Here is a 26,238-nt window from a genome sequence, read left to right as displayed (position 1 = left end):
GATGATAAACAGTAAAGAAGCACGCAATACACAAGAGGTATTAGCATCTATTCCTTCGGTAGATACAAAATTAGTTCAACAAATGCTGAAAGATGAATTACGTAATTTAAATAAAAAAATTATCGTTTTAGATGATGATCCAACCGGTGTTCAAACCGTACACGGAATTTCTGTTTATACAGATTGGTCTATAGAAAGTATTGAAATGGGCTTCAAGGAAGACAATACAATGTTCTTTCTATTAACCAATTCTCGAGGCTTTACTGCGGCAGAAACGGAACAAGCTCATATAGAGATTGCTGAAAATATTGTGAAGGTAGCCAATAAAGTAAACAAAGATTTTATTGTTATTAGTCGAGGAGATTCCACTCTAAGAGGTCATTATCCACTTGAAACGGAAGTTTTAAAAAATACGGTTGAACAGAATTCTAATGTTCAATATGACGGTGAGGTAATCCTTCCTTTCTTCAAGGAGGGCGGGCGGTTCACAACAGACAATATTCACTATGTGCAATATGACGAACAATTGGTTCCTACGGGAGAGACAGAGTTCGCAAAAGATAGAACCTTCGGATATAAAAAGTCTCATTTAGGTGAATGGGTAGAAGAAAAAACGGAAGGTAAGTATACTGCTGAAAAAACAACTTATATTTCATTAACTAGCTTACGAGAATTGAATGTAGAAGGTATTACAAACCAACTGCTACAAGTTAAAAATTTCGATAAGGTAGTCGTAAATGCAGTAGATTACGTAGATGTCGAGATTTTTGTTATAGCCCTAGTGAAGGCTATGAAGGCTGGAAAGCAATTTATGTTTAGAAGTGCAGCAGCGCTCACAAAGGTTATTGGAGGAGTTAGCGATAAATCACTTTTAACAAGAGAAGAATTGATTAAGGAAGAAACAAATCATGGCGGGTTAATTTTAGTGGGATCTCATGTGAAAAAAACTACCGAGCAATTAGAAGTGTTGAAAACAAACGAATCTATTGAATTTATCGAGTTTGATTGCCATTTAGTTTTAGAGGCAAATAAATTCCAACAAGAAATTGATCGTGTGATTGAAACAACCGAGAGCCTTATTAAAGAAGGCAAGACAGTCACAGTTTATACAAGACGGGAACGACTAGATTTAGGCGAAGGTAAAAAGGAAGAAGAGCTAAAACTTTCTGTTCAAATTTCAGATGCAGTTACTAGCATTGTTCAACGTCTAAGTATTCGCCCGAACTTCATAATCGCTAAAGGCGGTATTACTTCGAGTGATATTGGGACAAGAGGTTTAGAAGTAAAAAGAGCTACAGTAGCTGGGCAAATCAAGCCAGGTATTCCAGTGTGGCTCACTGGTGAAGAAAGTAAATTTCCAGGAATAGCTTACGTTATTTTCCCAGGAAATGTGGGAGCGGTAACAACACTAAAAGAGACAGTAGACATGTTGAATAGATAAGGGGAGATTCTAAAGATGATAGTGGATACAAAAAAAATATTAACGGATGCTCAACGCGATCAATATGCTGTTGCTGCCTTTAATGTATATAGCTTAGAAACAGTCCAAGCAGCGATCAAGGTAGCAGAACAAGAAAATCAGCCTGTCATCATTGCATTAGGAGAAAGATACTTCCCGACAGTTGATGTAGAGGGATTTGCAGCAATGGTTAAAGCGATGGCTGAAAAAGCAACAGTGCCGGTTGCTTTACATCTAGACCATGCCTATGAAAAAGAATCTATTATCCGCGCTATTAGATGTGGTTTCACTTCAGTAATGTTTGATGGTTCTGCACATCCATTCGAGGAAAATGTCCGCCTGACGAAGGAAATAGTTGAAATTGCGCATATGGCAGGTGTATCTGTAGAGGCAGAAATAGGATCTTTAGCCAAAGGAGAATTTTCTGATGAGGAAGAGGGAACGGGAACTTTAACCGATCCAAAGGCTGCCAAAGCGTTTGTGGAAGCTACGGGAGTAGATTTCCTAGCTGCAGCGATTGGTACGGTGCATGGTATGTATAAGGGAGAGCCAAAGATCGATCTACCCTTACTAAAGAGAATCCAGCAAGCAGTAGATCTTCCTTTAGTATTACACGGGGGCTCTGGTACTCCAGAGGCTGTAGTAAAAGATGCAGTCCAACTTGGTATATGTAAAGTGAACGTCAATACTGAAGTATCGATGGCTGCCGTTTCATTTATGCAAGACTACTTAGCTTCTAAAAATATGGTTCATCTATCAACTGTTATGTCTGAAATGCAACAGGCAATGGAACCAGTAATGACGAAATTTGTTCGTCTATTTGCAAATAAATAAGTTTGTAAACTTCATAAGTAGTACTTTACCTATTTCTAAAATTTTATCTTAATTAAGTTAACCTGAGTACTTTACTGATAAAAAATGACTATTTAACACATGGTTGATTGTAGCGGCAGGCGACGACTCCGGCGGGATGAGTGAGACAGATGAGACATCACACCCGACGCGTAAGCGACGGTGATGGCTTATCGCTCACCCCGCGGAAAGCGTCCGCTTAGAGCGAAAATCAATTATACTTTATGATTAAAAAGTATGTATTTCTATTTTATATTTCCGTATTATCTTTTTATATAATTCTGACTTTTAAAATTGATTCAAATAAATAGAATTTAAATAACATTTATAGAAATGAGGATTACAATGCCAATAGTATCTATTTGTATAGGGGTTGCCCTATTACTTTTATTAATGATTGTATTCAAGTTGAACGCTTTTATCTCATTGATTTTAGTTGCTTTAGTCGTTGGGATATTAGAAGGTATGACCCCTTTAGAAGCTATGACATCTGTTCAAGGCGGGCTAGGGGGAACACTCGGAAGTCTGACTATGATTATTGTATTTGGAGCAATACTTGGTAAGCTAATGACGGATTCAGGTGGTGCTCAGAAAATAGCCAATACCCTGATAAACTCTTTTGGTAAAAAGAGAGTCCAGCTAGCTGCGGTACTTACAGCTTCTGTAGTGGGAATTGCGTTGTTTTTTGAAACAGGAGTAGTAGTACTGATTCCTTTAGTATTTACAATTGCAACTGCCGCTGGAGTACCAGTCTTATACATTGGTATGCCGGTTATAGCCGCACTAATTACTATGCATGGCTTCGTACCACCACATCCTGGACCAACTGCTGTGGCAAGTGTGTTTGATGCCAATATAGGTAAAACAATGCTATATGGAATTTTAATTGCGATTCCAGCGATTATTCTAGCAGGTCCTTTATACACAAAGTTATTTAAAAAGGATTTTTTAGAGGTAGAGATTCCAAAGGGTTTATTTAATCCTAAAGAGTTCACGGAAGAAGAGATGCCAGGATTTGTTACAAGTATTATTACTTCTCTTATGCCGGTTATTTTAATAGGCTCTCAGGTAGTGGTTGAAATTATTGCACCTGACTCAGCTGTTATGCCGTTCTTTGATTTTATCGGTAATGCAAACGTGGCATTGCTATTGTCAGTAATTTTTGCATTCTTTACATTTGGTATAAACAGAGGCAAAAAGATGAAGGATATAATGCAATCTGTTTCTGATGCAGTTGGTGGGATTGCTATGATTCTTCTAATTATTGCTGCAGGCGGTGCGTTCAAGCAAGTGCTGATTGATAGTCAAATTGATGTGTATATCTCAGATATAATGGCTGGTTCTACTCTTTCACCATTGTTAATGACGTGGTTAATTGCTGCTATCTTAAGGATTTCAGTTGGATCTGCTACAGTTGCTGGTATGACTGCTGCTGGTATAGCAGCGCCTTTAGTTGGTATTACTGGTGTAAGTCCAGAGCTTATGGTATTAGCAGCAGGTGCTGGTAGTGTAACTTTCTCTCATGTAAATGATGCAGGGTTCTGGATCTATAAAGAATACTTTAACCTGTCTATCGGGAAAACGATTAAAACATGGTCTGTAATGGTAACGATTATCTCCTTAGTTGGATTAGCAGGAGTTTTAATATTAAATATGTTTGTTTAAGCATGTTAAAGGTTCTTAAAAAAGTGAAGACAAGCCGATTTTGGCTTGTCTTCACTTTTCTTATTTTATAACCATGAATCGCATTAATTAATAACAGAAGTAATGATATACCCAGTATGATTGTCTCCAGAAATATTAACTTGATCAGTATTTGGTATGTGAGCAACCTCCATGTTTTCAACATACTGGACATAATAAGTAATACCTTTTATTTGTTTTTTATAATGTCGCTTTTCTTTTAAAAATAACAAATATTCCTCCAACGCAAAATTCTTTTTCTCCATCATGACACTATGAGGCAGACCAACATAGCGGAAATGCCAAGGCTCAAAAGCAATGCCCGTAACGTCTACTTTGTTTTTGGGGTAACGTAATATAAAGCCGTAATCAGCAGCATTCTTTGCCAGCCATTCACCTTCTAGCGTTTTCTCCATCGTACCTTGAGTGGATCCAATATCTAAGGAAAGGCCACTTTGATGTTCGCTATATCCAGTAGGAAGTGCATAACTAGCACCATTTTCCTCATAAAGTTGCTGTTGTAGATTTCCGCTACGGTAGGCACTATTGATTTTAAAGTGATGAATACCATCATTAGCAGCTTGTTCAAACATTTTCTGTAAAGGTTCAATGACTTTCTTTTCAAGCAGGTACTCTGAATCTACGACGACATTACTCGCTAGGTTTGATGGGATAACAGCTAAGTTAGTTGGGTCTTGCTGTAGTTTTGTTTCTTTATTGACTAAGATTAGCTCTCCGTTATGGACAGATTCATTATGTAACGGGATTTCCTGCTCTAGAGCTGGAGAATTCTTTAAAAAGAATGGAAAACCAATAATTATCAATACAATGGCCACTAATATTTTTTTCATGTAAACTCTCTCCTTTTCTAATAGTTCCTAGCTTAAGGAAGAGAGTTTAAATAGAAAGTGGGTAAAAGCTTAAATATTTCTTAAATCGAGAGGAAGCGTTACCTCAAAATGAATTCTCTGCTCTCCATTCCAAACATGGATGGACCCATGATGTTTTTCCACTATTGTTTTGGCTATATACAAACCTAGCCCCGTTTGCTTTTTTTGTAAACTTCTCGATTGATCTACTGTATAAAACATATCAAAAAGGTGAGGCAGGTCATCCTCAGAAATTGGTCTACCGTGGTTACTGAGGCGAATCTCGATTGTCTTGCTAGTTTTTTTGGCTATGATTTGTATAGGCTCTGTCAAGTCACCGTACCGTAGGGCATTACTTAATAAATTTTCAAAAACACGTGCTAGTTCCTTTCCATTCCCCATAGTGAATAGATTCGGTTCAATGCTTTCTTCGATTTTGGCATCCCTCTCATCAATGAGGGGATACATTTCATTAATCAATTGAAGAAGTAATTGTTGTATATTAATAGTCGTTTGTTCCGTTGTGTTTAAAGTTAAAGATAAATCTAATTTAGAAATATCAAATAATGTTTCAATGAGCTCCTCTAAATATTGTGATTTATTATAGGCAATTTTTGTGTATTCTTCTATTTGTGCAGGCGTTAAGTTGAGTTGATTTTGCAATAAGTTTAAATAACCAATGACAGAGGTTAATGGTGTCCGTAAATCATGCGCTAAATTGGCAATCAATGTTTCTTTACTACTCTGAGACAATGCTTGTGATTCAATTGCTTGCTTCAATCGGGTACTTGCCTCATTAATATCTTTCGCAATGTATTGGAATTCATCATTGGAGGAAATTTGTGTTTTGTAGGAAAAGTCACCATCTGCTAAATGACGGATGCCTTCAGAAATCTCCTTAAAATATTTTGTGTACGTTCTTGTTAACAAATAGAAAATGATAATGGCCAACGGTATATAAATGACCATGAATACATAGACATCGCCGATTTGTCGCATCAATTGACGGTAATACATATAGGTGTCACCGTAATAAACATTTTTTCGGTAATAAAGCTGCAATAGCTTATAAATGGAAAATGTAATAAATGCTGCAATGAGTAAGCTTTTTATAAACAAATAAATAATGCGCATGCGGAAGCTGTGTATAAATTTATTCATTGATTTTATAGCCTACTCCCCAAACCGTTTCGATGATTTTTTTAGCTTTGTTCGAATCATTTAATTTTTTTCGTAACGTGCGAATATGAACCATGACGGTATTAGCCCCTTCAAAATATTGCTCCTTCCAAACCTTTTCAAAGATTTGCTCAGAACTAAATACTTGGTTAGGGGAGCTTGCTAACAATAATAAAATATCAAATTCCTTAGGGGTTAAATCAACTTTTTCATCATTTACCGTGATGGTTCTTTCACTTGCTTTGATAATGAGATTTTGAAGTTGAATAATATCCTTCGTGTTTGTCTGTTCCGTTTGACTCCACTGAAAGGCTCTTCTTAATTGTGCTTTAACCCGAGCGACTAACTCTAAAGGATTAAAGGGCTTTGTCATATAATCATCTGCGCCGATGACAAGCCCGCTAATTTTATCGAAGTCTGATTGCTTGGCGCTTAAAAAAATGATCGGTGTTTGATGTGTTTGGCGTATTTGTGTAAGCACCTCATGACCATTTAAATGAGGCATCATAATATCTAAAATGACGAGATCAATAGGATTATTCTTAAATATTTCAAGACCTTCAAGGCCATTATGTGCCTGTAAGGTTTTGAATCCTTCGTTTTGCAAATGAATCGAAACAAGTTGGGCAATTTCTGTTTCGTCATCGATTATTAGTATTGTTCTTGTTTTCAAGGTGAAAATGCCTCCATTTCAATATTAATTGTTATAAATATAGGTCAATCTTAGCAAATATAATTATTATAGACGATAAATCTTAAATTTTTCTGAAGTAAAGTGCTTAACATTTATTAGAAGAATTTGTTGCATCAAGCTGTACAGAGTGAGACAGATGAGCCATCACAACCCCACGGAACGCGTCCGGTTAAAATAGAAATCAACCATTTTTTTATAAACTATTCCTGCAAGAACTTGACTTGTTTTTTTAAAGTAAAATAGTTATTTATTCAATCTATACGATATACTTACAGGTATGAAATTGGTTAGGTTGGTGAAGAGAATGCAAAGATACATAGGAGAAATATTGTTGATTGTTACCGCTATTATTTGGGGGAGCGGATTTGTAGCAAGTGCGGTATCGTTGGAGCACTATACACCCTATCAAATATTGGCCGTGCGTTTTTTAATGGGCGCATTATTATTAAGCGTTTTGTTTTTTAAAAAGTTCAAAAGACTTACAAAGCGTACTTTGTTAAGCGGAATAGTACTGGGGGTATTTTTGTATGTTGCATTTGCTTTACAGACGGTGGGGCTTCAATTTACAACTCCGTCCAAAAATGCATTTTTAACCGCTGTAAATGTTGTAATTGTACCTTTTATCGGTTTTTTAATATACAAGCGGAAAATCGATATGTATGAACTAACAGGGGCAATATTAGCAATAGCTGGTGTTGCAGTTCTATCTTTAAAATTGTCTGCCGAGATTAATGTGGGAGATTTGCTAACGCTAGGCTGTGCAGTTGCCTTTGCATTTCACATTTTTTACACTGCTATCTTCGTTCAGAAAGAGGATCCAGTTGTATTAACGATAGTACAAATGGGTACATCGGCTTTAATTGCTTGGATTATTGTATTCTTTAGGGGAGAGACGACTTTTTCTGTTGAAACAGAGGGAGTTCTTTATTTGTTATACTTAGGTGTTTTTTCAACAACGATTGCTTATTTAATGCAGACGGTTGCTCAAAAGTACATAACAGAAACAAAAGCGGCTATTATATTATCAACGGAATCATTCTGGGGTATGGTATTCTCGGTCATCATATTAAGTGAAATATTAACAGTTAAAATGCTTGTGGGAGCGATACTAATACTATTAGCTATTGTTATTTCAGAAACAAAGTTTAACTTATTGAAAAAAAGGCGAACCTCCATATAAGGAACATTTTCAATCTATTTAATAACAGCAAATCATTAAAGTTTAGTAAGAATTTGTGTTATGATATGGATTGATTTTGTTAGGAGGTATTATGTTTTATGGATTGGTCTATCTTTATCACGTATATTTTTTGGAAGAACCTTAGTATATCTATTGGTATACTATTAGTGTTTCTTATTTTGAGGAAAATTTTCTCGAAATATGTATTTAACCTGTTAATCAGGCTAAGCGATAAAACTCCGACCGATACATTGACTAATCTTTTTCGTTCTTTTGAAAAGCCTATTCAGTGGATGTTTATTACAGTCGGTATTTATGTAGCAGCTAGCTTCTTTCCACACTTTGATGAAACTAATAAATTCTTCCTGGTGCTTATAAGAGTTTCCTATATTATTCTTATAAGCTGGGGATTATATAATATGTCATCTGATTCTTCTACTTTCTTCACTAAAATGAGAAATAGATATAACCTCGATATCGATGATATACTCATTCCTTTTCTTTCAAAGGCTTTACGAGTTATTATTGTTGTCATTAGTTTTAGTGTTGTTGCTGAGGAATTTGGTTATAACGTAAGTGGATTTGTAGCAGGACTAGGTTTAGGAGGAGTAGCTATTGCCTTTGCTGCAAAGGATGCTCTTTCTCATCTATTAGGTGGTTTTGTTATTATCACGGAAAAGCCCTTCAGAATAGGGGATTGGATTTTAACTCCTGATGTTGAGGGAACAGTGGAGGATATAACTTTCCGAAGCACAAGAATACGGACCTTTGCACAAGCAGTAGTCACCTTGCCGAATGCGACTATTGCAAATGGTCCTATTACAAACTGGAGTAAAATGGGTAAAAGACAAATTAATTTTAACCTACGAGTATCTCAAGAGACGCCTAAGGAAAAATTAGAGTTAATAGTAAAAGAAATTGAAAAGCTTGTAAGTAAGCATTCAGGAGTTCACCCAGAAACGATTTTCGTAAAATTTGATGCATTTAAAGAAAATGGGTATGATATTTTCTTATATTTCTTTACTAATACAACAGTTTGGGCTGAGTTTTTAAAGGTAAAAGAAGATATTAACTTTAGTATCATGGAAATTTTAGAACGCGAAGGAGTTTCCATTGCCCTTCAAAGTCGAAAAGTTTATGTGGATTCTGAATTAGTTCAGAATGAAACGATGAAAACAGAGGAATAATATATCCGCCAGAGACTATCTCTTGGCGGTTTTTTCTTTATATAATTTTTAATTTTTTGGAATATAACATAGGTGCATATCCTACCGTCGATGTGTCAATCAAGGCAATTTCTTTTATAAAACCAGAAATGGATGTTTGGTTATATGAGCAATGATGCATGGCCTCTAATAGTTTTTCCTTAGTCAAACGATTAGCAATTGTACAATGGGGAATCCAACGACCTGGATTGTATAACGAGTCTTCTTCTTGATTTTTTTTGAAATGTTCGTGATAGTCCATATGAAAATCCATTAATTCTTTAGTAACTAGGGGAGAATAAAAAAGTGCTCCAGAATTAATAAATGACCCAATCGTTTCAAAAGAAATAGTTAATGAAACCTTCTCTTGCAAATATCGATCCATTTCTTTTATATATTGTTCAACATTTAAATTTTTATAGCTGGCAATAGTTATATGTGGTTTTCGGTCTTTGACTTCAGATGCATAGGAAGAGATGTTTTGATCTTTCAAATCATTCCATACCTCAATAATCTGTTGTTCGGTTTCTTCATCAAATAAAGCAATTATTCCATACATAATACACACACCTTTTTAGTTAACGCTCATTTCTGAAACGTTCTACTTCTTTTTCTAAATTGTCCAGTCGTTTATGTATTCTATAAAAGATTGGTAAGTATGCCAATGCCATTATTACCAACAAGCCCAAACCTGTCACTCTTCTCATATAGAGAATTTATTTGCCCAATTATGTCATATAGATACTTACTGAGAATCCAAAAGATGTAAAAATTTTAGAGCCAATGAAAAACATTCAAAATCATAATTTCCCTCGTATTCGATGAATTGTATAAACAGATAGTTATTGCGAAAGATAAGAACGAATCATAGCAATTAATGAGAGGAGTGTTTTTATGGAGAGTATTCGCGAGGGATTAATCCCGACAGTATTAGGGACAGCAGTAACTACAACTGGAGTAGCGTTGAGGAACAATAGAAGCATCTCACCATTAATAACGAGTTCAATTATAGGTTTTGGCCTGGCACATATAGTGTTAGGAGCAATCGATTTAGTTGAACACCGTCGCTAAGATTCAAATGAAGGAATTCGTTTTTCCTTTCTTATTACCTAGCTTCACATACACAAAATGAAGGAGGTGTTGTTCCATGTCAGTAATATCCCGAATTGCTTTAGCTTTAGTCATTATTGGTGCATTAAACTGGGGTTTAATCGGATTCTTTGAGTTTGATTTAGTAGCATCTATCTTCGGTGGACAAACTTCTGCGTTTGCTCGAGTAGTGTACGCACTTGTTGGCTTGAGCGGAATAGCGTGTATACCACTTTTGTTTGCACAAGAGGACGAACAAAAAAGTACGAGTTCTTCTAAAGACGGTAATCGTCAAGCTTACAGAAATCTAAGCTATGATACGGAATTTGCAGAAGAAGAGGAAATTATTGTTGCAGCGGATCCACAAACTAAAGCTTCGACTGGTAATTCAACAACAAACCCTCAAACGAATTATTATAAAAAAACTTCTAAGAAAAAGAAGAAATAATTCTGTATGAGAACTAGGAAAACTGACGAACGTTTTAACGTTCGTCAGTTTTTTTATATGCAAACAAAAGGATAATAGGAGCAAATAGCGAATATTAAAAGAAAATAATTTGGATTATATGGAGGAAAAAGATGAATATTGAGTCATTGAAGATAAATAAAGAAAGCTGGGAAAAATCAGCAAAACGTTTTTATGGAAGAAACCCTCTTCCAGAGTATGGACCAATGGCCCCGCGTGAGGAGCAAATGAATCTTTTTGGAAAAGTAGCAAATCTCAAAGTATTGGATATTGGCTGTGGAAGTGGCCATTCCTTGCTGTATATGGGAGAGAGAGGCGCTGGAGAGCTTTGGGGTATAGATCTATCGGAAAACCAGATTAACGCTGCAAAAACATTGTTAAAGAAACAAGGATTTTTAGTGAGATTATTCCAGTCACCAATGGAAACGAATCCTGGATTGCCACTAAACTATTTTGATGTAGTATATTCTATTTTTGCAATTGGTTGGACTACAGACTTAGATCAAACGTTAGAGAATGTCCATTCCTATTTAAAACCAGGAGGTATTTTTGTTTTTAGTTGGGAGCATCCTTTACATAGTAGAGTGAAACATGAAGAAGGAAGCTTTATTTTCAACAAATCCTATCAAGAGGAAGGTCCATATGACCATGAATTTTGGGATACTCAAGCAATCATGCAACAATTTAAAGTTAGTACATATATCAATAAGCTTATAAACGCTGGTTTTAAAATCGAAGAAGTTATAGAAGAGGTGTATTCGGAGGAGGAAGATTTACAACGCCATGTGAATAGATGGTACTCATTTAAAAAAGCACAGCTTATACCGACTACTCTCATTATTAAATGTAGCAAATTACAATTCGATGAAGAACTTGAAAAGTAGTAAGTTTAATATATAGAAAGATAGTCTTTCATTCTCAACTTTCTATTATTTATTAATTGAAGCGACAGGCGACTCCAATGTGATGAGTGAGACAGATAAGACATCACCATACAACGCGTATAGCGCCGGTGATGACTTATCGCTCTTCCAGTGAAAGTGTCCGTATATAGTAGTGGAAATTAAGCATGTCTTGTCCCGTCAATGGGAGCGTGCGCTTTTAACTATTTCCAAATAATTTTATATTTGATTGTCAGAAAGGGAACTGAAAAGATTCGCATCTGATGTCTTGCAGTTAGTACATCACTCTTTTCTTCTAAAAGAAATTGTTCCTCCAGAGGAAGCTTAAAGACATTATTGCCAAAGGCGAGGTAAATTCCAGCATCAGAGGTTGATGCTCTCTTACTAGTTAACAGCAGCTTCCCATTCTTTTCATGTAATTCCAATATGCCAATCATAGTCGACCAAGGGAGTGGTAAGGCAATATTCATATAGCTTTTGTCGCCTTTTTGGTGTAAGGAATATAAAGCGACAAAGATGACATCCTGTTCAACTTTGCGAATCCAAGCTCTCGTCTTCATACGACCATCTTCTATAGCTACAATGTTACCTGTCATTTCCATTTGTTTAGAGGAAATCGGTAGATTCAGTTGTTGCATTTTTTTACTAAAGACTTTGTAAATAACTGCAAAAGGCTTAAACCATGTATGCCAACTGACTTCAGAAAACAAACGATAGCGCTGAGTGTTTTCATAAAAGTCGATAATCCTTGAAGGTAGTGCTTTGCTGTCCACATATACATTCATATCGTCTACTAGGCCACTATAGCTGGAGTTTCCTTTATGGTTGGATAGTATTTTTTCTCCGACATTCCATTTCCCCCTAATATTGCTTACTGGAAAGCACCAGCCTAAATGCTTGGTAGGAGGAGTCCACATAGACCATCCGAAGATTCCAACCCCAGCAAAGACCACACAGTTGAGAAATCCGTGAAACTTCAACATGAAGTCAATCGTGACTCCAAATAACCAAAAGGCATTTCCCATTGTATAGAGAAGAGAAAAAATAATAGTAATTCCTAAAGCTCCGAATGATGTCACGACACAACGTTTCTGTAAGCTATTTTTATATGTTGTCTTTAAGGACAAAATTATGAATCCGTAAATTCCAATGATATAAAGAATGACAGAGACAAATTCTATTAAGGTGGAAAAAGTAATGCCAATCGCCACTACCATCGGTGATATTAAAATAATCGTAGTGAGTAGTTTATAGCCAATTGGTTTATATATTCTTCCTAAAAACCCGATGAAAATAGGCAAAAGAAAGGAGGAATAATGAAAGTGGATGCCTGTCAGCCAAGTCAAAATTGGTGAAAATCCTGTATCTAACTCGACTATAGAGGCAAAAAACCAAAGGCCTCCGATAAATAAATACATGAACCCCATATCAATAGCAAACTCTTCTAAGTGGGAAAATCCTCTTTGAACAAAGCGTTTAAATCCATAGGTAGCTACTACAAGAGTAAAAAGTAAATATATAAATGCTAGTAGAATATCAAACTTTGTTTCACCTGTCATTTGTAACAAAGAAACTGCAATAATAGCAGGTATGACTAAAAAATAAATTCTCTGCTCTGTTCTTAAAACTAATCTCAATACAAGTGGTACAAATAAAATTTGTGCCACGGTCAACATTAGAAAATACCATGGAGTTACACTAAAGATGGCGACAAATAGAAATAAAATAGTATGTAGAATGGCGATCCATTTATAGGTCATCTGCCTGAAACACTCCTTCATACTCAAACAAGGTGCCTAGGATAGGATTGGTAATTAAAACATGGATGGAAAACGCATCTAGTTTTTCTAGATAGCTTTCTTTCACAAGAACATTCCCTTTTAATAGTTCAGGTAAAGAAACTTCTAGTTTTCCAATAACCAAGCGTTGTTTCCTAGATTCTATTTGCATACTTCCTTCCTCTGTTACAAGGAAAAAAAGTTCAGAGTAGAACAAGCTAGGCTCGCCTAGATAATCCTTTACAAGTCCATTTGGATCTAGGCTCATCAATGCATTAAAATATCTTGTTTTTTTCGGGAAAAAAAATGTTCTTTCCCAGACGACCTGTTGCTCTCCATTTGGACCAATTTGACCTTTGTTTACAATTCGAAATGGTATGTTTTTTCCTTGCTCGGGAAATAAAAACTTCCAGCGAGTAGCTAAAAGAAAGAAGGGGGATAGCCATCTAGGCCCACCCTTTATCTTCGTCATCACTCCTGTAGCCTTAAAGGTTGTATGGGGTGCAATAGTATATCGACTTCTAAGCATAGGATGGAGTCTATGAAATTGTTCTCCTAGCATTTCTTTGTAGATGGACATATTTAAGCTCCTCATCTTGAACGTTTACAGTTTTTTGCTGTAGGTATATCGTTGCTAACGAACAAACCGATAATCGTTAACGCAAATAATGATAGGTTAAACGTTAATGGGTTAAATGGATCTCCGAAAACTGTAGCGTCTCCTATTATTGTAGTAAGCGTGAGTAAAGGAAAAATGATTAACTGGATTTTTAATAATCTTCTTTTATTTTTATATAGTAACCATAGGAGACCAAATACAATTTCTATTACCCCAGCTGTTGCTACTATATTTTGCGCTTCATTGAAGGTAAAGGGAAGCAAGCCTTGGGTCATCGATACTTCTTCAGGGTGCATTAGGATTAGCTTAGGAATTAGACCATGATATACCCACACAAAAAAGAACAAGATGGTGATAATCCAGTGACTGAAAAATCGTATAAACTGTCCAGATGGTGCATCACCCTTTTCTAGCCACCTCTTTAGTACATCGAAGCTAAGTGCTGTTGCCCATCCCATCATTGGTCGAAAAAGCAGCCGATCGATTACTTTTCCTAGTCCTCCAAACCGCACATCATAATCATATTGAGTCAGAAAGGTAATCCCCTGTTTCTCTGGAATGTACTTCCAATAACCCTTTCCCTCGCTAATAGGAGAGATCCATTGATTGGTACCGAAATGGAGGGAGGATGTTCGAGAATCATCATTAGCATGAAAGGTACCCACACTTTTTCCCCAACCGGCAACGGCTAATCCAAATCCAATATTCGTTTTATATTCAAACAATTGTGGTTCATTATCTTCTTTAGGTAAATAAGTGATAGAGGAAAAACGCAAATCCCATTGCTCATGTAGTGAGGGATCTTGAGATGCCTCCCATAATCTGTCCATATCTGTGTAAATTGTAGTCTCTACATAAATTGGTTTATTTTTCATATTACCACCTCTCCTTTAGAATATCATAAAGGACTTTGTACGAGGTATATAGAATAGGGATAATATATGGGCTTTTAAGGGGGGATCTAGATGACAATAGTACATGAATGGGTTAAGGATTTAGGAGAGCTGAAGTTAATCGGACTTCGCGTATTGTGTCCGGGAGAAGAATTTGGTAAAGAAATCCCAAAAGCTTCTCTAGAGCTAGACCGAAGAATAGGAGAAATTCGACTGGTAAAGAACCCATCAGTTCAAATAGGGGCATTCATAGTAGATGCTCAATCTGAGGAGGAAGATGGTTATTGGGTATGTGTAGAAGTAACGGATTTTGTGAATGTTCCAGAAGATATGATGGCTTTAACAATTCCTCCTCAAAGATATGGATCATATAGACATAGAGGACCGAATCATGAAATATTTAATTCCTATAAAGTACTCCATAATAGAATAGAAGAAACAGAATATGAGAGAGCAAAGGAAAAATGGCATTTAGAGATATTTACTAGCTGGAAGGATAGTCACAACTTAGATGTAGAGCTATTAGATACATTGAAATGGAAATGAGGATAGAGGAATGCAACTAATAAATAACCTAACTAATCAATTCAGTTTAGTAGAAGAGCATGTTCAGCATACATATGAATCGGTTTTTGCATCTGGAGCAGCTGCTATCGTCATTTATAAGGATGAAATTGTATTAGAAAAATATTGGGGTACCCAATCGACTAGGACTAATTCCAGAAATATTCAAGCAGATACACAATTCCATGTAGCTTCTGTTCGAAAGAGCTACATAGGTTTCGCGGTAGCATATGCCGTACATCATGGCTATATCGCTTCGATTGATGACGAAGTGACAAAGTATATTGCAAATCTAGAGGAAGAGATTTTTCGTGGAACGACGATTAGACACCTATTGACACACTCGCATGGGTTAACCGAGCAGGACGGGAAAATCGTGCGAGAGTTTTTATCCGGGGAAAGCTGGGCATATCGACAGATTAATATTAAATTACTAGCCGAATTAGTAAAAATAACGACAGGACAAACAGTAGCTGATCTACTAACGGAGCAGGTGTTTCGGCCTTTACAGTTAAACGAGACTGGCTGGTATACGGAAATCGGTCCAAAAATCGCCGAAGTAATTTGTGAAACCGGTCAACCAAAAAAAGTAGCTACAAGCAGTGCAGAAGGTGATCAAATCAATATGTTCATTTCAGCAAGAAACCTATCTTATTGGGGGTACCTTCATTTAAAGCAAGGATTTATAGACGGCAAGCAGGTTATACCAAAAGAAATTATTCAACTATCCACTTCCCTTATAAGTCCAAGTACAATAGATAAGAATCTGCCTCAGCACGGATTCCTTTGGTTTGTGAAGGATTTATTGGCGAAAAAGACGGAGATTGGGGAAATGGTCCCGTGTGGCTCCTATCAAATTTTAGGGTTTACAGGAGTTGCAGTGCTTGTGATACCCGATCGCGATATAGTGGCAGTCCGAATGGTTAATAGCTACGGTTCTCCAGAAAACCATGATTTTCTAGCGGATATAAGGTCCTTTGGCGATAGTGTGATGAAGAGTTTAAAGGAGTGAACAATAAATGATTATTTTTAAGCAATTTGATCATAGCGTGCATACCGCAGAGGAAATGGCTATGCTTTATCAAGCAATATGGAAAAAAGAAGAGGATGACTTTTTCGAACGTATTCAAAGGCATGCAGATTACGAAGGTTTTTTAGGAATTGTAGCTTACAGTGATACAAACGAGTGTGTGGGATTTGCCTATGGCTACAAGTCGGAGAAGGGGCAGTATTACCGTGAGCTTCTAGAAAAGGAGTTAACTTCTGAAGAAATAGAAATGTGGTTAAGTGATTGCTTTGAATTTGTAGAGTTAGCGGTTCATCCCTCTTATCGGAAAAATGGTTTCGGTAAGAAAATGGCTGATAAATTGGTAAACAATTCTCATAGGAGAACGTCTGTATTGACTACTCAGGCAAGTAATTTAGCCGCTCAGACATTATATACTAGCTTAGGCTGGGTAGTGGTAAAAGAAAATTTTATTCCTTCTCCAGCTGATGAGCCATATGTCATTATGGGGAAGGTGCTAAAAGGAGAGAGATTTTATGAATAATTGGACATATATTTTGTATTTTATTGTGTTAGGGGTTGTTTCATTTTTTACAGGAGAAATTGTTACATTTGTTATGCTAGGGTTTATAATAATCAGTCTCACTAACATCCACAACACTTTAAAAGAAATTTTACACAAGAAGAAAACAGAAGGTTATTAAGGTATGATGTGGCTCCTTATAATCATTCCATTGCTTGGGGTTTGGTGGTTTTTAAATTTAATAGTTTTACTTGAGAAATTGAAGGCAGGAAAAAACTATCAAAATCAAAAATTGTTGGGAGCAGTATGTACATTCTTTTTGCTGCTGTTCCTTATCTATTTCCTAATGGGGAGTGCTTATGTACAGTTTTGAAGCTTTTAGTACGTTTACATTAATGAGACCTGTCTTTATCACGTTTCTACTTTTGTCTGTGATGTTATTTATAATAGTAGTTCTCCCTATACAAAGAAAATGGTTAACGAGCTTCACTATTTCTAGCATTTCTATTGTTTCTATAGTTGCGTGTGCCCAAATGCTTTATATAGAAGGAATTATAATAGATGAGCTTAATTTAGGAGGAGATATAGTTTCAACCGTTATGTTCCTCGCTATAACTTTGTTGAGTTTATTAAACCCTATTATTTATTTTGTAAGACAGGGTAAGAGGGGAGAAAAAAGTGCTTGAGCTATACACTTCAACCAATGACTCAAAATCAGGCAAATGTTATTGCCTATAGCTGGCATTATGAGGAACCATATTCCTTTTATAATATGGAGGCTGATAAAGAAGATTTGGAAGAATTTCTAAATCCGATAAGCCGCGGTGATTCTTATTTTGTCGTTTTGGAGCATGATGAAATCATCGGCTTCTTTGGCTTTACTTCCGTATCCCCTGGGGAAATTGATATTGGACTAGGCATGCGTCCAGATTTAACGGGTAGGGGAAGAGGGTTAGATTTTTTGCAAGCAGGCATGCAGTTTGCACTAAATAGATTTCAACCGACAATCATTACTTTATCTGTCGCTGCCTTTAACAAGCGAGCTATAGCTACCTATAAGAAAATAGGCTTTGAAAAGGTTAGTAATTTTTCACAGGATACTAACGGAGGAAGCTATGAATTTGTCAAAATGATTTATAAAACAGCCAAGGAGTAAATCTCTTTGGCTGTCTTGCTGTGGTTTTTCGTTGAAGTCTCACCAGTTAACTATTATTCTATTTTGAGCTTAAGAATATATAGACCGCTCCATGCAAAAATAATAGAGGCTAGGTAAAAGATAGTACCGATAGTTAAAAAGTCGACAAGATAGCCGGTGGCAATTACGGCTACTGCTGCAGCGATAGAGGTCCAAATATGGTACGTACCAATTTCTTTTCCAGCAGATTCTTTTTTTACATTCCGAGCAAGTACTGTTTTTTCAGAGTTCTTCTGAACAGCGCCTAATATTCCCATAAAAATTTGAAGCATATATACATGCCATATCTCGTAGGCTAATGGGAAAATTAACAAAATAACAGCCATTCCCCATGAATACAGAATAAGCAAAAGCTTATCTCCAATTTTATCTGCAAGTTTACCGACAAATGGATAGGTTAATGCTGCAGTAAGAGCAAATAATCCATAAGCCCAACCGAACTGAGAATAGCTTCTTCCAACATTGTTTAATAGAAGAACATAAAAAGGAAAGATCATACTGGATGCCATTCCGATGATGCCTTGGTAGAGGATGAATTTTTTGTATTTCATTGGTGGTACTCCTTATAGAACATATTCATAAATTTATTTTCAGGGTCATATTTTTCTTTCATATAAAAAAACTCTTCTGTTCTCGGATAGGCTTCTATTAGTTGTTCCCTTGTTGGGAAATGATAATAGGGTAAATAATAGCTTCCATCATGAGCTAAAGTAATATCAATGATACTTCGAACGACGCGTGTCGTTTCCTGCATACTTTCCTCGTCTGTTCCCTGATTAACCAACAGGACAAGTGCGAACATATCATCCTTTGAGTAGGACATGACAGCCTCTTCGTTTTTCTTCACGTAACGAATAGTAATATTAAGAAGGTTAAAATCTTGTTCATCCTTTAAAATATCTCTCAAATCTTCGATATAGGTGCTAAACTCATCTATTGGTATAAAATATTCCTGTAATACTTCCGTTTTGCTATGGTTATCATACTCCATAAATGCCGACTCAGAGCGCATAACGTTGTTTCTGGAAATATACGTATCCTCTAATTTTTGGTTATACGATTCTTGAGTACTCCAAAATATATTCTTACCCCAGTCATTTATTCGTGAGAGACCCAGGAAAAACTTAGGGATCGCAATTATTGTTTCTCTTTTTAACTTTGAATGGCTTTCCAGTATTGATTGATTGTCTGCTAAGTAGTAATCAGTTACATACATATCCTCTAAAAAATTGTTGGGTGCAACAGAAATTCTGGCTAAATGCATTTTGACACGTTTATCCTGTAAAATTTGTTCACGGAAATAGGAGCTGTATTCATCAAAGGCAAAGGAATTGGTACGTATTTGATAAAGCTCATCATCCGTTAAATGCAATGTAACGTCCAAAATGATTCCAAATAATCCGTAACCTCCTATAACCAAAGGAAAAAGTTCAGCGTTTTCTTTTCGGCTAACATGAAGAATTTCCCCATCAGCATTCAGTAGTCGGAAAGATTCAACTGTATCGATTAAGGAGGTATACTCAATATTCCTTCCATGAACATTTACGCTCAATGAACCTCCAACAGTAAAAATATTCTGAGACTGGCTGACCTTAAGAGAGAGCCCATAGGGATTGATATAGGATTGAATATCTGCCCATGTTACTCCACTTTGAACTGTTATCATTTTGTTTTTTTCATCTAGCTCTAGTATTTTGTTATACCCCTTCATATCTAGTAAAATCCCATTCGGATATAAGGTTTGTCCCCCTTGGCTATGCTGCATACCTGCAATAGAAATAGTTTCTTTATTGCGGCTCGCTTCTTGCACAATTCTTTGAATATCCTCTACTTTCCCAGTAGATTCAATTGACTTCATTTTGACTGGCAATAAACCCCCAGAATCTTCAACGAGTTGGGTAGCTTGTTTTGTTTGAAAAAGTGTGTAAGATGCGACGAACAAAACTATGTAAATGACACTAAAAAGGATACGAGATTTATTAATGATTTTTCTCCTCCTAATATAGATAAAAAAGAGATAGTGCCATTAAGACAATATCCCTTTTGTTGTATTATTTCCCCTTAAAAACAGGCTTTCTTTTTTCGTTAAATGCATTTAATGCCTCTACACGATCCTCGGTTGGAATAGTGACCTCATAAGCCTTACGTTCAATTTGTAAGCCGGTTTGTAAATCTACGTTCATTCCTTTTTTTACGGCAAATTTCGCTTGCTGAAGTGCTACAGGGCCATTTGCAAGGATAAGGGCTGCGAAGCTCTCGGTTTCCTGCTTTAACGTTTCACGACTAGCAACTTTAGTTAAAAGTCCATATGTGAATGCTTCATGTGCTGTTAATCTCTTAGCTGTTAAGATAAGCTCCAGCGCCTTCGACTCTCCAATTAAACGTGGCAAACGCTGTGTCCCACCAGCCCCAGGAATGATGGCCAAGCTTGTTTCCGTTAGTCCCATTAGAATGTCATCTGCTGCAATCCGGAAATCACATGCGAGTGCCAGCTCAGTACCACCTCCAAAAGCATAACCATTTAACATGGCAATGGTTGGCTGTGGCAGGTTTTCAATCATAGAAAATACTTCACCTATTTTATATATATTTCGCTTTACTCGTTGCTCTGTTAATGTTCTACGCTCTTTTAAGTCAGCCCCAACACTAAAGGACTTTTCGCCAGAGCCTGTAAAGATTACTAGTCTAATGTCAGGATTAATGCGAATGGATTCGGCTATTTCTCCAAGCTCGCGTAGCATGTCGTAATTGAATGCATTCAATGCCTCGGGTCTATTTAATGTCACATATCCAATATTACCTTGTTGTTCATAAGCAATGGTTTCCATTATATCTCCCCCTAAAATACGATAAGTTCCTCATATCTTAACATATCATTTTATGATTATTCTGTCACTAAAGGAAAAAATAGGTCGTTTTTCCTTACTTTTTTTGATACAATAGTTATAAATTACATTTCTTAGAACAAGAGGAATTAAAATGGATATCTTTATTGCAAGACAGCCAATTTTTAATATAAACGAATCGTTATTCGGTTTTGAATTGTTATATAGAAACAACGAAGACAATTCTTTCCCAGAAGTGGATGCAGATATGGCTACCATTGATGTGCTAACGCATTCATTTCTTACTATAGGTATAAATGAGCTTGCAGGTGATAAGCTATGCTTTATCAACTTTACTGAAAATCTTCTCGATAAGGAAGTTTTAAAAAGATTTCCTTCCAACAGAATTGTGGTGGAGATTTTAGAGGACATTATAATTACGCCAAGTATTATACAAAATATTAGACAGATAAAAGCAATGGGCTTTCTCTTGGCATTAGATGATTTTGTACTAAAAAATAATGTTCTTTACTATGAAGAATTATTTAGTATTGTTAACTTCATCAAAATAGACTTTCTTTCTAGCTCAATAGAGGAGCGAAATGCTGTTGAAAAGATTGTTCAAACTAATTATCCTCATATAGTTTTGCTTGCAGAGAAGATTGAAACCCGTATCGATTTCTATGAGGCAAAGGCAGCAGGCTATAAATTGTTTCAAGGCTACTTTTTTGCCAAACCTGAAATCATTAAGTCCACGGAGATTCCAGGTAATATAATGCAGTATTTGAGACTGATTAGTCTTTTGCGCAATGAGGAAGCCACTTTGGATGAAATAGCTATTGAAATTGAACGTGATGTTTCTTTGACCTTTAAGGTGCTTAAATTGATTAATTCATCAGCTATTAAAACTCGCTCCAAGGTTCGCTCGATCAAGCAGGGTGTATTGATGCTCGGGCTTGAGGAAATCAATCATTGGATTCATGTATTAATGCTACGTGAAGCACATAACACACATAACGGAGACGGACTAGCTATTATAGAGGCATCCTTGTTTAGAGCGAAATTTTGTGAGCTGTTAGCGAAAGAAAAGCGTCTACATAATTCCTCTGAATATTTATTGGTAGGGATGTTCTCCTTAATGGATACATTATTGCATAGAGAAATGGAGCAACTAGTAAGAGAATTACCTCTTTCAGATGAAGTAGCAGCGACTCTGTCTGGTACTAAAACAGACCTGACGGCTTTCTTAGACTTAACAATTGCTTATGACGAGGTACGCTGGACTGATATGTTTGAAGGTGCTGAGACAATCGGTATTGATTTCCCCTCACTTAATAACTTTTATAAGGAGGCCCGTCGGTGGGCTTCTGAAATAGTTACTCAATAATACTACTGCCAATTTTCGGATTGGCAGTTTTTTTATTGAATTTCTTTTCTTTCCATTGCATTTTCTTTGATAAGTTGTAATATAATAAGAACAAGTGTTCTTAAAAAGAAAGGTGATTAAGATGCCATTAATACCTGAAGAGGCGATTCCTTATTTTGAAAATATGATTTATCTTCCTATGGTATTTACCATCTTGGAAAAGGATCGGACGATTTTTGAAAAGGCTCCCTTCAAATTAAACAGACCATATATAAACATTGTCGAAGAAGCAGTGAAGCAGGTACAAAAAGAGTTAAAAGACACACATATTTACATGAGGAGGCATAGTATGAAAGTGCTCCGAGGAGAAGGAGATGATATGTTCACAGAATATGTATTTTTTCATGGTGGCTACGAGGAGCATCGACGTTATTTGAATGTCCGTCTTCGTAACCGCGTAGAAGAACTACTTACAATGTACTTAACCATTTCCTAATCGATTGGTAATGTTTTTCGAACTGCATGTCTGGAAGTTATAAAACCGTGGTTTAAAAGATGGCTCATTCTTTTAAGAAAATGGGTACTTAAAATATTGGAATAGGCAATCTGACGGCTGATAGTATTCGTAGAAACAGGAACATCAATTGTGTCACCGTTCGGTAAGACGATAGTAGAGCCTTTTTGAGTAGGGTAGAATGCTTCAATTGCTTGAAAGGAAAACCAGATATTTAAATCAGATTTAGGAGAAAGGATAGGAAGCAAAATACAAGGCGAACCATAGTCATGCGCAAGTACAATTGGAAGCTTAAAGTAGTTACCAATGGTTTCTCGAGACAAATTTACAGCATGTTGAAAGGAAGAACCGTAGAAAGCACAGGAGTAGCGAACAATTTCATATGGCTTTTTACTTACAATGAAAGACTCGCCAGAAAAATTAATAACTTTCGTGTAAACTTTGTTATTTACTACTAAAGGTTGAAGGGACGCTGTTTCAAAGGAAATAAGATGGGATTTATTCTCATATTTTTTTGCCAGAAAATTTCACTCCTTAGTATAATATAATTTAAATTATAGTTAAATTTGGAAATAAATCAAGTTAATATATCTAATTATTAAAATATTTGATGTTTACTATATAATCTAAATTTTCTTAAAATGATTGCAAGTAGCCTTTAGCTTTTATATAATATAAAAAAGGCATCGGGGTGATTATAATGGACAAACAATATTCATATACAGATTTTATGAAAGCAATGGGACAAACAGGGAAAGAAAGCTCCGCAGAAAAATTGTTAAACGAAATTTATCTTGATATGTTTTTAAATGTTGTCCACCGGGAGCAAAGGAGTTATCGATTACTAGAGTTGATAGATGAGGCGTTGGATCGTAAGGACAGAAAAGCATTTAACGAATATACAAATGTTTTGCTCCAACTAAAGAGTTAAACAAAAGCCGCTTATGCAGAGCGGCTTTTTTCTATTTATGGAGTTGAATTTAAAAATGAGTTAATTTCATAAATAGAGCCTTGCCATTAAAAATGAACAAGTTTCACTTAGTTGTTTGGATGATGGTCATCGCGCAGAATGCGTAAATCAATGTAGGCAGTAAGATTCATCGTTTAAAACGATTTCTTCAAATAAGTGGACTTCAATTTTTCTAAGATAGTAAGGGCTTCTTGTAGAAACAAAAATAAAAATTATTCCTTTACTCTTTGACAAATTAGAATCTTATGTAGCTTTTTCTTGAAAAGAGGGTAGTAATACAAGGAGTAATATTTTATTCAAACGTTGCTACATCAATAGTCCAACATACTCAAAATAAAAAGTTTTAAAACGTATGTTCGTTTTAATAGTGTTAGAAAAATGATTATGTTACACTAAATTTATTAAGCACACGGGAGGCAAACATATGGAACAAATCTTTGATTTACAATCTCCGTATGAGCCGGCAGGGGATCAAGTAGAAGCGATTAAAGAACTAGTTAAAGGAGTAAAGAAAGGTAAAAAGCATCAAACATTACTAGGGGCCACAGGTACCGGTAAGACCTTTACTATTTCTAATGTAATTCAACAAATCAATAAGCCAACCCTTGTAATGGCCCATAACAAAACACTGGCAGGACAACTATATAGTGAGTTCAAGGAATTCTTTCCTAACAATGCAGTAGAATACTTTGTTAGTTATTATGACTACTTTCAACCAGAGGCATACGTACCACAAACAGATACTTATATAGAGAAAGATTCAAGTATAAATGAAGAAATAGATAAATTACGACATTCTGCCACTTCCTCATTATTTGAGCGTAAGGATGTCATTATCATCGCTTCAGTTTCCTGCATTTATGGTTTAGGGAATCCAGAAGAATATAGAGAGATGGTTGTGTCTTTAAGAACAGGTATGGAAATCGATAGGAATCAGCTATTAAGAAAGCTTGTAGATGTTCAATATGAACGTAATGATATTAATTTTACTCGTGGAACATTCCGTGTCCGTGGAGATGTGGTGGAGATATTCCCTGCTTCCCGAGATGAGAGATGCCTAAGGGTAGAATTTTTTGGTGATGAAATAGATAGAATTCGTGAAGTAAACGCATTAACAGGAGAAATATTAGGAGAGCGTGACCATGTAGCTATTTTCCCTGCATCCCACTTCGTAACTAGAGAAGAAAAAATGAAAATAGCGATTAATAATATTCGTCAAGAGCTAGAAGAGCAACTAACTATCCTTCGCAGTGAGGATAAATTGTTAGAAGCTCAGAGATTGGAGCAACGGACCAATTATGATTTAGAAATGATGGAGGAAATGGGATTCTGCTCTGGAATAGAAAACTATTCTCGTCACTTAACATTAAGAGAAGCAGGAGCGACACCCTATACATTATTAGATTATTTTCCAGAGGATTTCTTGCTCGTAATAGATGAAAGTCACGTTTCGTTACCTCAGGTTAGAGGAATGTATAATGGGGACCAGGCTCGTAAATCAGTATTAGTGAATTACGGCTTCCGTTTGCCATCAGCTTTAGATAATAGACCTCTAACATTCCAGGAATTTGAGGGACATGTAAAACAAGCAATCTATGTATCAGCAACACCGGGACCATATGAATTGGAGCATACACCAGAAATGGTTGAACAAATTATTCGCCCAACTGGTTTATTGGATCCAGTCATTACCGTAAAACCTATTGAAGGTCAAATAGATGATTTAATCAATGAGATTTATGAAAGATCGGCAAAAAATGAACGAGTACTGATAACTACTTTGACGAAAAAGATGTCCGAGGATTTAACGGATTATTTAAAAGAAATAGGCATTAAGGTGCAGTATTTACATTCTGAGATAAAAACCTTAGAACGAATTGAGATTATTCGAGAGCTTCGATTAGGTACTTATGATGTTTTAATCGGCATTAACCTGTTGCGAGAGGGGTTAGACTTGCCAGAGGTTTCACTAGTTGCTATTTTGGATGCCGATAAGGAAGGATTCCTACGTTCGGAGCGTTCATTGATTCAAACGATTGGTCGAGCAGCCCGAAACTCCAACGGAGAAGTTATTATGTATGCAGATAAAATGACAGATTCCATGAAAAAAGCAATCGATGAAACGAAGCGTCGTCGTACAATTCAAATGGAATATAACGAAAAGCATGGCATTACACCTAAAACAATTGTGAAGAAAATAAGAGAAGTAATTAGAGCCTCTCAAGTGGCTGAAGAAGAGGAAAGCTATGCACAGCAATTAACTAGTGGAAAAGTCTTAACTAAAGAGGAAAAGGGTAAACTACTAGAAAAGCTAGAAAAAGAAATGAAAGATGCTGCAAAAGCGCTTAACTTTGAACGAGCTGCTGAATTACGTGATGCAATTCTGGAGCTCAAGCTGGAAGGATGA

General features: G+C 36.1%; 29 protein-coding genes. 18 read left to right on the top strand and 11 right to left on the bottom strand.

Features of this window, described 5'->3' with window-relative positions; genetic code table 11:
• Position 1: 1 nt before the first annotated feature.
• The 3 genes from MHB55_RS16195 to MHB55_RS16185 all read left to right on the top strand — a co-directional run bounded on the left by MHB55_RS16195 (position 2) and on the right by MHB55_RS16185 (position 3,976).
• The gene (locus MHB55_RS16195; protein WP_340863655.1) at positions 2–1,441 is read left to right on the top strand and encodes a four-carbon acid sugar kinase family protein; all 1,440 of its coding nucleotides are present in this window, start codon (positions 2–4) and stop codon (positions 1,439–1,441) included.
• 15 nt (positions 1,442–1,456) lie between these two features.
• Positions 1,457–2,293, top strand: a complete 837-nt coding sequence (locus tag MHB55_RS16190) for a class II fructose-bisphosphate aldolase (protein WP_151113082.1) — start codon at positions 1,457–1,459, stop codon at positions 2,291–2,293.
• 363 nt (positions 2,294–2,656) lie between these two features.
• Positions 2,657–3,976, top strand: coding sequence for a gluconate:H+ symporter (locus tag MHB55_RS16185; protein WP_144539045.1), 1,320 nt, complete (start codon positions 2,657–2,659; stop codon positions 3,974–3,976).
• Positions 3,977–4,059: 83 nt separating this feature from the next.
• On the opposite strand, the gene MHB55_RS16180 is transcribed toward MHB55_RS16185, so the two are convergent.
• From MHB55_RS16180 to MHB55_RS16170, 3 genes are all read right to left on the bottom strand, one after another.
• Complete coding sequence (locus MHB55_RS16180) at positions 4,060–4,845, bottom strand: M15 family metallopeptidase (protein WP_144539043.1); 786 nt, start codon at positions 4,843–4,845, stop codon at positions 4,060–4,062.
• Positions 4,846–4,914: 69 nt separating this feature from the next.
• The gene (locus MHB55_RS16175) at positions 4,915–6,024 is read right to left on the bottom strand and encodes a HAMP domain-containing sensor histidine kinase (protein ID WP_144539041.1); all 1,110 of its coding nucleotides are present in this window, start codon (positions 6,022–6,024) and stop codon (positions 4,915–4,917) included.
• Positions 6,017–6,715: a response regulator transcription factor gene (locus MHB55_RS16170; RefSeq protein ID WP_144539039.1), complete on the bottom strand. Its 699-nt coding sequence runs from the start codon at positions 6,713–6,715 to the stop codon at positions 6,017–6,019. Before MHB55_RS16170 ends, MHB55_RS16175 begins: the two co-directional genes overlap by 8 nt.
• A gap of 325 nt (positions 6,716–7,040) precedes the next feature.
• Here MHB55_RS16170 and MHB55_RS16165 point away from each other — a divergent pair, with 325 nt between their 5' ends.
• Both MHB55_RS16165 and MHB55_RS16160 read left to right on the top strand, forming a co-directional pair.
• Positions 7,041–7,916, top strand: coding sequence for a DMT family transporter (locus tag MHB55_RS16165; protein WP_340863654.1), 876 nt, complete (start codon positions 7,041–7,043; stop codon positions 7,914–7,916).
• A 98-nt stretch (positions 7,917–8,014) separates the two neighbouring features.
• A complete protein-coding gene (locus tag MHB55_RS16160) occupies positions 8,015–9,103 on the top strand; it encodes a mechanosensitive ion channel family protein (RefSeq protein ID WP_144539037.1) in 1,089 nt (362 codons plus the stop codon).
• A gap of 37 nt (positions 9,104–9,140) precedes the next feature.
• On the opposite strand, the gene MHB55_RS16155 is transcribed toward MHB55_RS16160, so the two are convergent.
• On the bottom strand, positions 9,141–9,680 hold the full coding sequence (locus tag MHB55_RS16155) for a 2'-5' RNA ligase family protein (RefSeq protein ID WP_340863653.1): 540 nt from the start codon (positions 9,678–9,680) through the stop codon (positions 9,141–9,143).
• A 335-nt stretch (positions 9,681–10,015) separates the two neighbouring features.
• Between MHB55_RS16155 and MHB55_RS16150 the strand changes: the two genes are divergently transcribed.
• The 3 genes from MHB55_RS16150 (at position 10,016) to MHB55_RS16140 (ending at position 11,560) form a co-directional block, all read left to right on the top strand.
• Positions 10,016–10,192 carry an asparagine synthase gene (locus MHB55_RS16150; protein WP_144539033.1) on the top strand — a complete coding sequence of 59 codons (177 nt, stop codon included), beginning with the start codon at positions 10,016–10,018 and terminating at the stop codon, positions 10,190–10,192.
• Between the two features lie 76 nt (positions 10,193–10,268).
• The gene (locus MHB55_RS16145) at positions 10,269–10,658 is read left to right on the top strand and encodes a DUF378 domain-containing protein (protein WP_144539031.1); all 390 of its coding nucleotides are present in this window, start codon (positions 10,269–10,271) and stop codon (positions 10,656–10,658) included.
• A gap of 131 nt (positions 10,659–10,789) precedes the next feature.
• On the top strand, positions 10,790–11,560 hold the full coding sequence (locus MHB55_RS16140; protein ID WP_340863652.1) for a class I SAM-dependent methyltransferase: 771 nt from the start codon (positions 10,790–10,792) through the stop codon (positions 11,558–11,560).
• Between the two features lie 221 nt (positions 11,561–11,781).
• Here MHB55_RS16140 and MHB55_RS16135 read toward each other — a convergent pair whose 3' ends face one another.
• Genes MHB55_RS16135 through MHB55_RS16125 form a run of 3 tightly spaced genes read right to left on the bottom strand, consistent with a single transcriptional unit; the run spans position 11,782 to position 14,850 of the window.
• The gene (locus MHB55_RS16135) at positions 11,782–13,338 is read right to left on the bottom strand and encodes a YndJ family protein (protein WP_340863651.1); all 1,557 of its coding nucleotides are present in this window, start codon (positions 13,336–13,338) and stop codon (positions 11,782–11,784) included.
• On the bottom strand, positions 13,328–13,936 hold the full coding sequence (locus MHB55_RS16130) for a DUF4166 domain-containing protein (RefSeq protein WP_340863650.1): 609 nt from the start codon (positions 13,934–13,936) through the stop codon (positions 13,328–13,330). The genes MHB55_RS16135 and MHB55_RS16130 overlap by 11 nt, the downstream gene beginning before the upstream one ends.
• An 11-nt stretch (positions 13,937–13,947) precedes the next feature.
• Complete coding sequence (locus MHB55_RS16125) at positions 13,948–14,850, bottom strand: DoxX-like family protein (RefSeq protein WP_340863649.1); 903 nt, start codon at positions 14,848–14,850, stop codon at positions 13,948–13,950.
• A gap of 90 nt (positions 14,851–14,940) precedes the next feature.
• Here MHB55_RS16125 and MHB55_RS16120 point away from each other — a divergent pair, with 90 nt between their 5' ends.
• The 6 genes from MHB55_RS16120 (at position 14,941) to MHB55_RS16095 (ending at position 18,117) form a co-directional block, all read left to right on the top strand.
• Entirely contained in the window at positions 14,941–15,414 is a 474-nt protein-coding gene (locus MHB55_RS16120; RefSeq protein WP_340863648.1) for a GyrI-like domain-containing protein, read from the top strand.
• Positions 15,415–15,424: 10 nt separating this feature from the next.
• Positions 15,425–16,444 (top strand): serine hydrolase domain-containing protein, encoded by a 1,020-nt coding sequence (locus MHB55_RS16115; protein WP_340863647.1) that lies wholly within the window; start codon positions 15,425–15,427, stop codon positions 16,442–16,444.
• Positions 16,445–16,451: 7 nt separating this feature from the next.
• Entirely contained in the window at positions 16,452–16,982 is a 531-nt protein-coding gene (locus MHB55_RS16110) for a GNAT family N-acetyltransferase (protein ID WP_260866639.1), read from the top strand.
• Positions 16,975–17,142, top strand: coding sequence for a hypothetical protein (locus tag MHB55_RS16105; RefSeq protein WP_186318191.1), 168 nt, complete (start codon positions 16,975–16,977; stop codon positions 17,140–17,142). Before MHB55_RS16110 ends, MHB55_RS16105 begins: the two co-directional genes overlap by 8 nt.
• A 178-nt stretch (positions 17,143–17,320) precedes the next feature.
• Positions 17,321–17,647, top strand: a complete 327-nt coding sequence (locus tag MHB55_RS16100) for a hypothetical protein (RefSeq protein WP_144539019.1) — start codon at positions 17,321–17,323, stop codon at positions 17,645–17,647.
• Entirely contained in the window at positions 17,644–18,117 is a 474-nt protein-coding gene (locus MHB55_RS16095) for a GNAT family N-acetyltransferase (RefSeq protein WP_340844753.1), read from the top strand. Before MHB55_RS16100 ends, MHB55_RS16095 begins: the two co-directional genes overlap by 4 nt.
• Before the next feature lie 53 nt (positions 18,118–18,170).
• On the opposite strand, the gene MHB55_RS16090 is transcribed toward MHB55_RS16095, so the two are convergent.
• From MHB55_RS16090 to MHB55_RS16080, 3 genes are all read right to left on the bottom strand, one after another.
• Positions 18,171–18,707, bottom strand: a complete 537-nt coding sequence (locus MHB55_RS16090; RefSeq protein WP_144539015.1) for an MFS transporter — start codon at positions 18,705–18,707, stop codon at positions 18,171–18,173.
• On the bottom strand, positions 18,704–20,140 hold the full coding sequence (locus MHB55_RS16085) for an FAD-binding oxidoreductase (RefSeq protein WP_445678254.1): 1,437 nt from the start codon (positions 20,138–20,140) through the stop codon (positions 18,704–18,706). The genes MHB55_RS16090 and MHB55_RS16085 overlap by 4 nt, the downstream gene beginning before the upstream one ends.
• Positions 20,141–20,207: 67 nt before the next feature.
• The gene (locus tag MHB55_RS16080; protein WP_144539011.1) at positions 20,208–20,984 is read right to left on the bottom strand and encodes an enoyl-CoA hydratase-related protein; all 777 of its coding nucleotides are present in this window, start codon (positions 20,982–20,984) and stop codon (positions 20,208–20,210) included.
• A gap of 151 nt (positions 20,985–21,135) precedes the next feature.
• On the opposite strand from MHB55_RS16080, the gene MHB55_RS16075 reads away from it, so the two are divergent.
• Both MHB55_RS16075 and MHB55_RS16070 read left to right on the top strand, forming a co-directional pair.
• On the top strand, positions 21,136–22,368 hold the full coding sequence (locus MHB55_RS16075; RefSeq protein ID WP_144539009.1) for an EAL and HDOD domain-containing protein: 1,233 nt from the start codon (positions 21,136–21,138) through the stop codon (positions 22,366–22,368).
• Between the two features lie 121 nt (positions 22,369–22,489).
• Positions 22,490–22,843 (top strand): hypothetical protein, encoded by a 354-nt coding sequence (locus MHB55_RS16070; RefSeq protein WP_144539007.1) that lies wholly within the window; start codon positions 22,490–22,492, stop codon positions 22,841–22,843.
• Here the strand turns inward: MHB55_RS16070 and MHB55_RS16065 are convergent.
• Positions 22,840–23,349 carry a competence protein ComK gene (locus MHB55_RS16065; RefSeq protein WP_229654114.1) on the bottom strand — a complete coding sequence of 170 codons (510 nt, stop codon included), beginning with the start codon at positions 23,347–23,349 and terminating at the stop codon, positions 22,840–22,842. The two genes, MHB55_RS16070 and MHB55_RS16065, sit on opposite strands and share 4 nt — an antisense overlap.
• A 212-nt stretch (positions 23,350–23,561) precedes the next feature.
• On the opposite strand from MHB55_RS16065, the gene MHB55_RS16060 reads away from it, so the two are divergent.
• Together MHB55_RS16060 and uvrB are read left to right on the top strand one after the other, a co-directional pair.
• A complete protein-coding gene (locus MHB55_RS16060; protein WP_144539003.1) occupies positions 23,562–23,792 on the top strand; it encodes an IDEAL domain-containing protein in 231 nt (76 codons plus the stop codon).
• Positions 23,793–24,255: 463 nt separating this feature from the next.
• The gene (gene uvrB, locus MHB55_RS16055; protein WP_154310096.1) at positions 24,256–26,238 is read left to right on the top strand and encodes an excinuclease ABC subunit UvrB; all 1,983 of its coding nucleotides are present in this window, start codon (positions 24,256–24,258) and stop codon (positions 26,236–26,238) included.

The sequence above is a fragment of the Psychrobacillus sp. FSL K6-1267 genome (assembly GCF_038003265.1).
In the GTDB taxonomy this organism is placed as follows: Bacteria; Bacillota; Bacilli; order Bacillales_A; family Planococcaceae; genus Psychrobacillus; species Psychrobacillus faecigallinarum.
The sequence above is the reverse complement of the archived record's forward strand: the minus strand, read 5'-3'. Positions and strand labels throughout refer to the sequence as shown.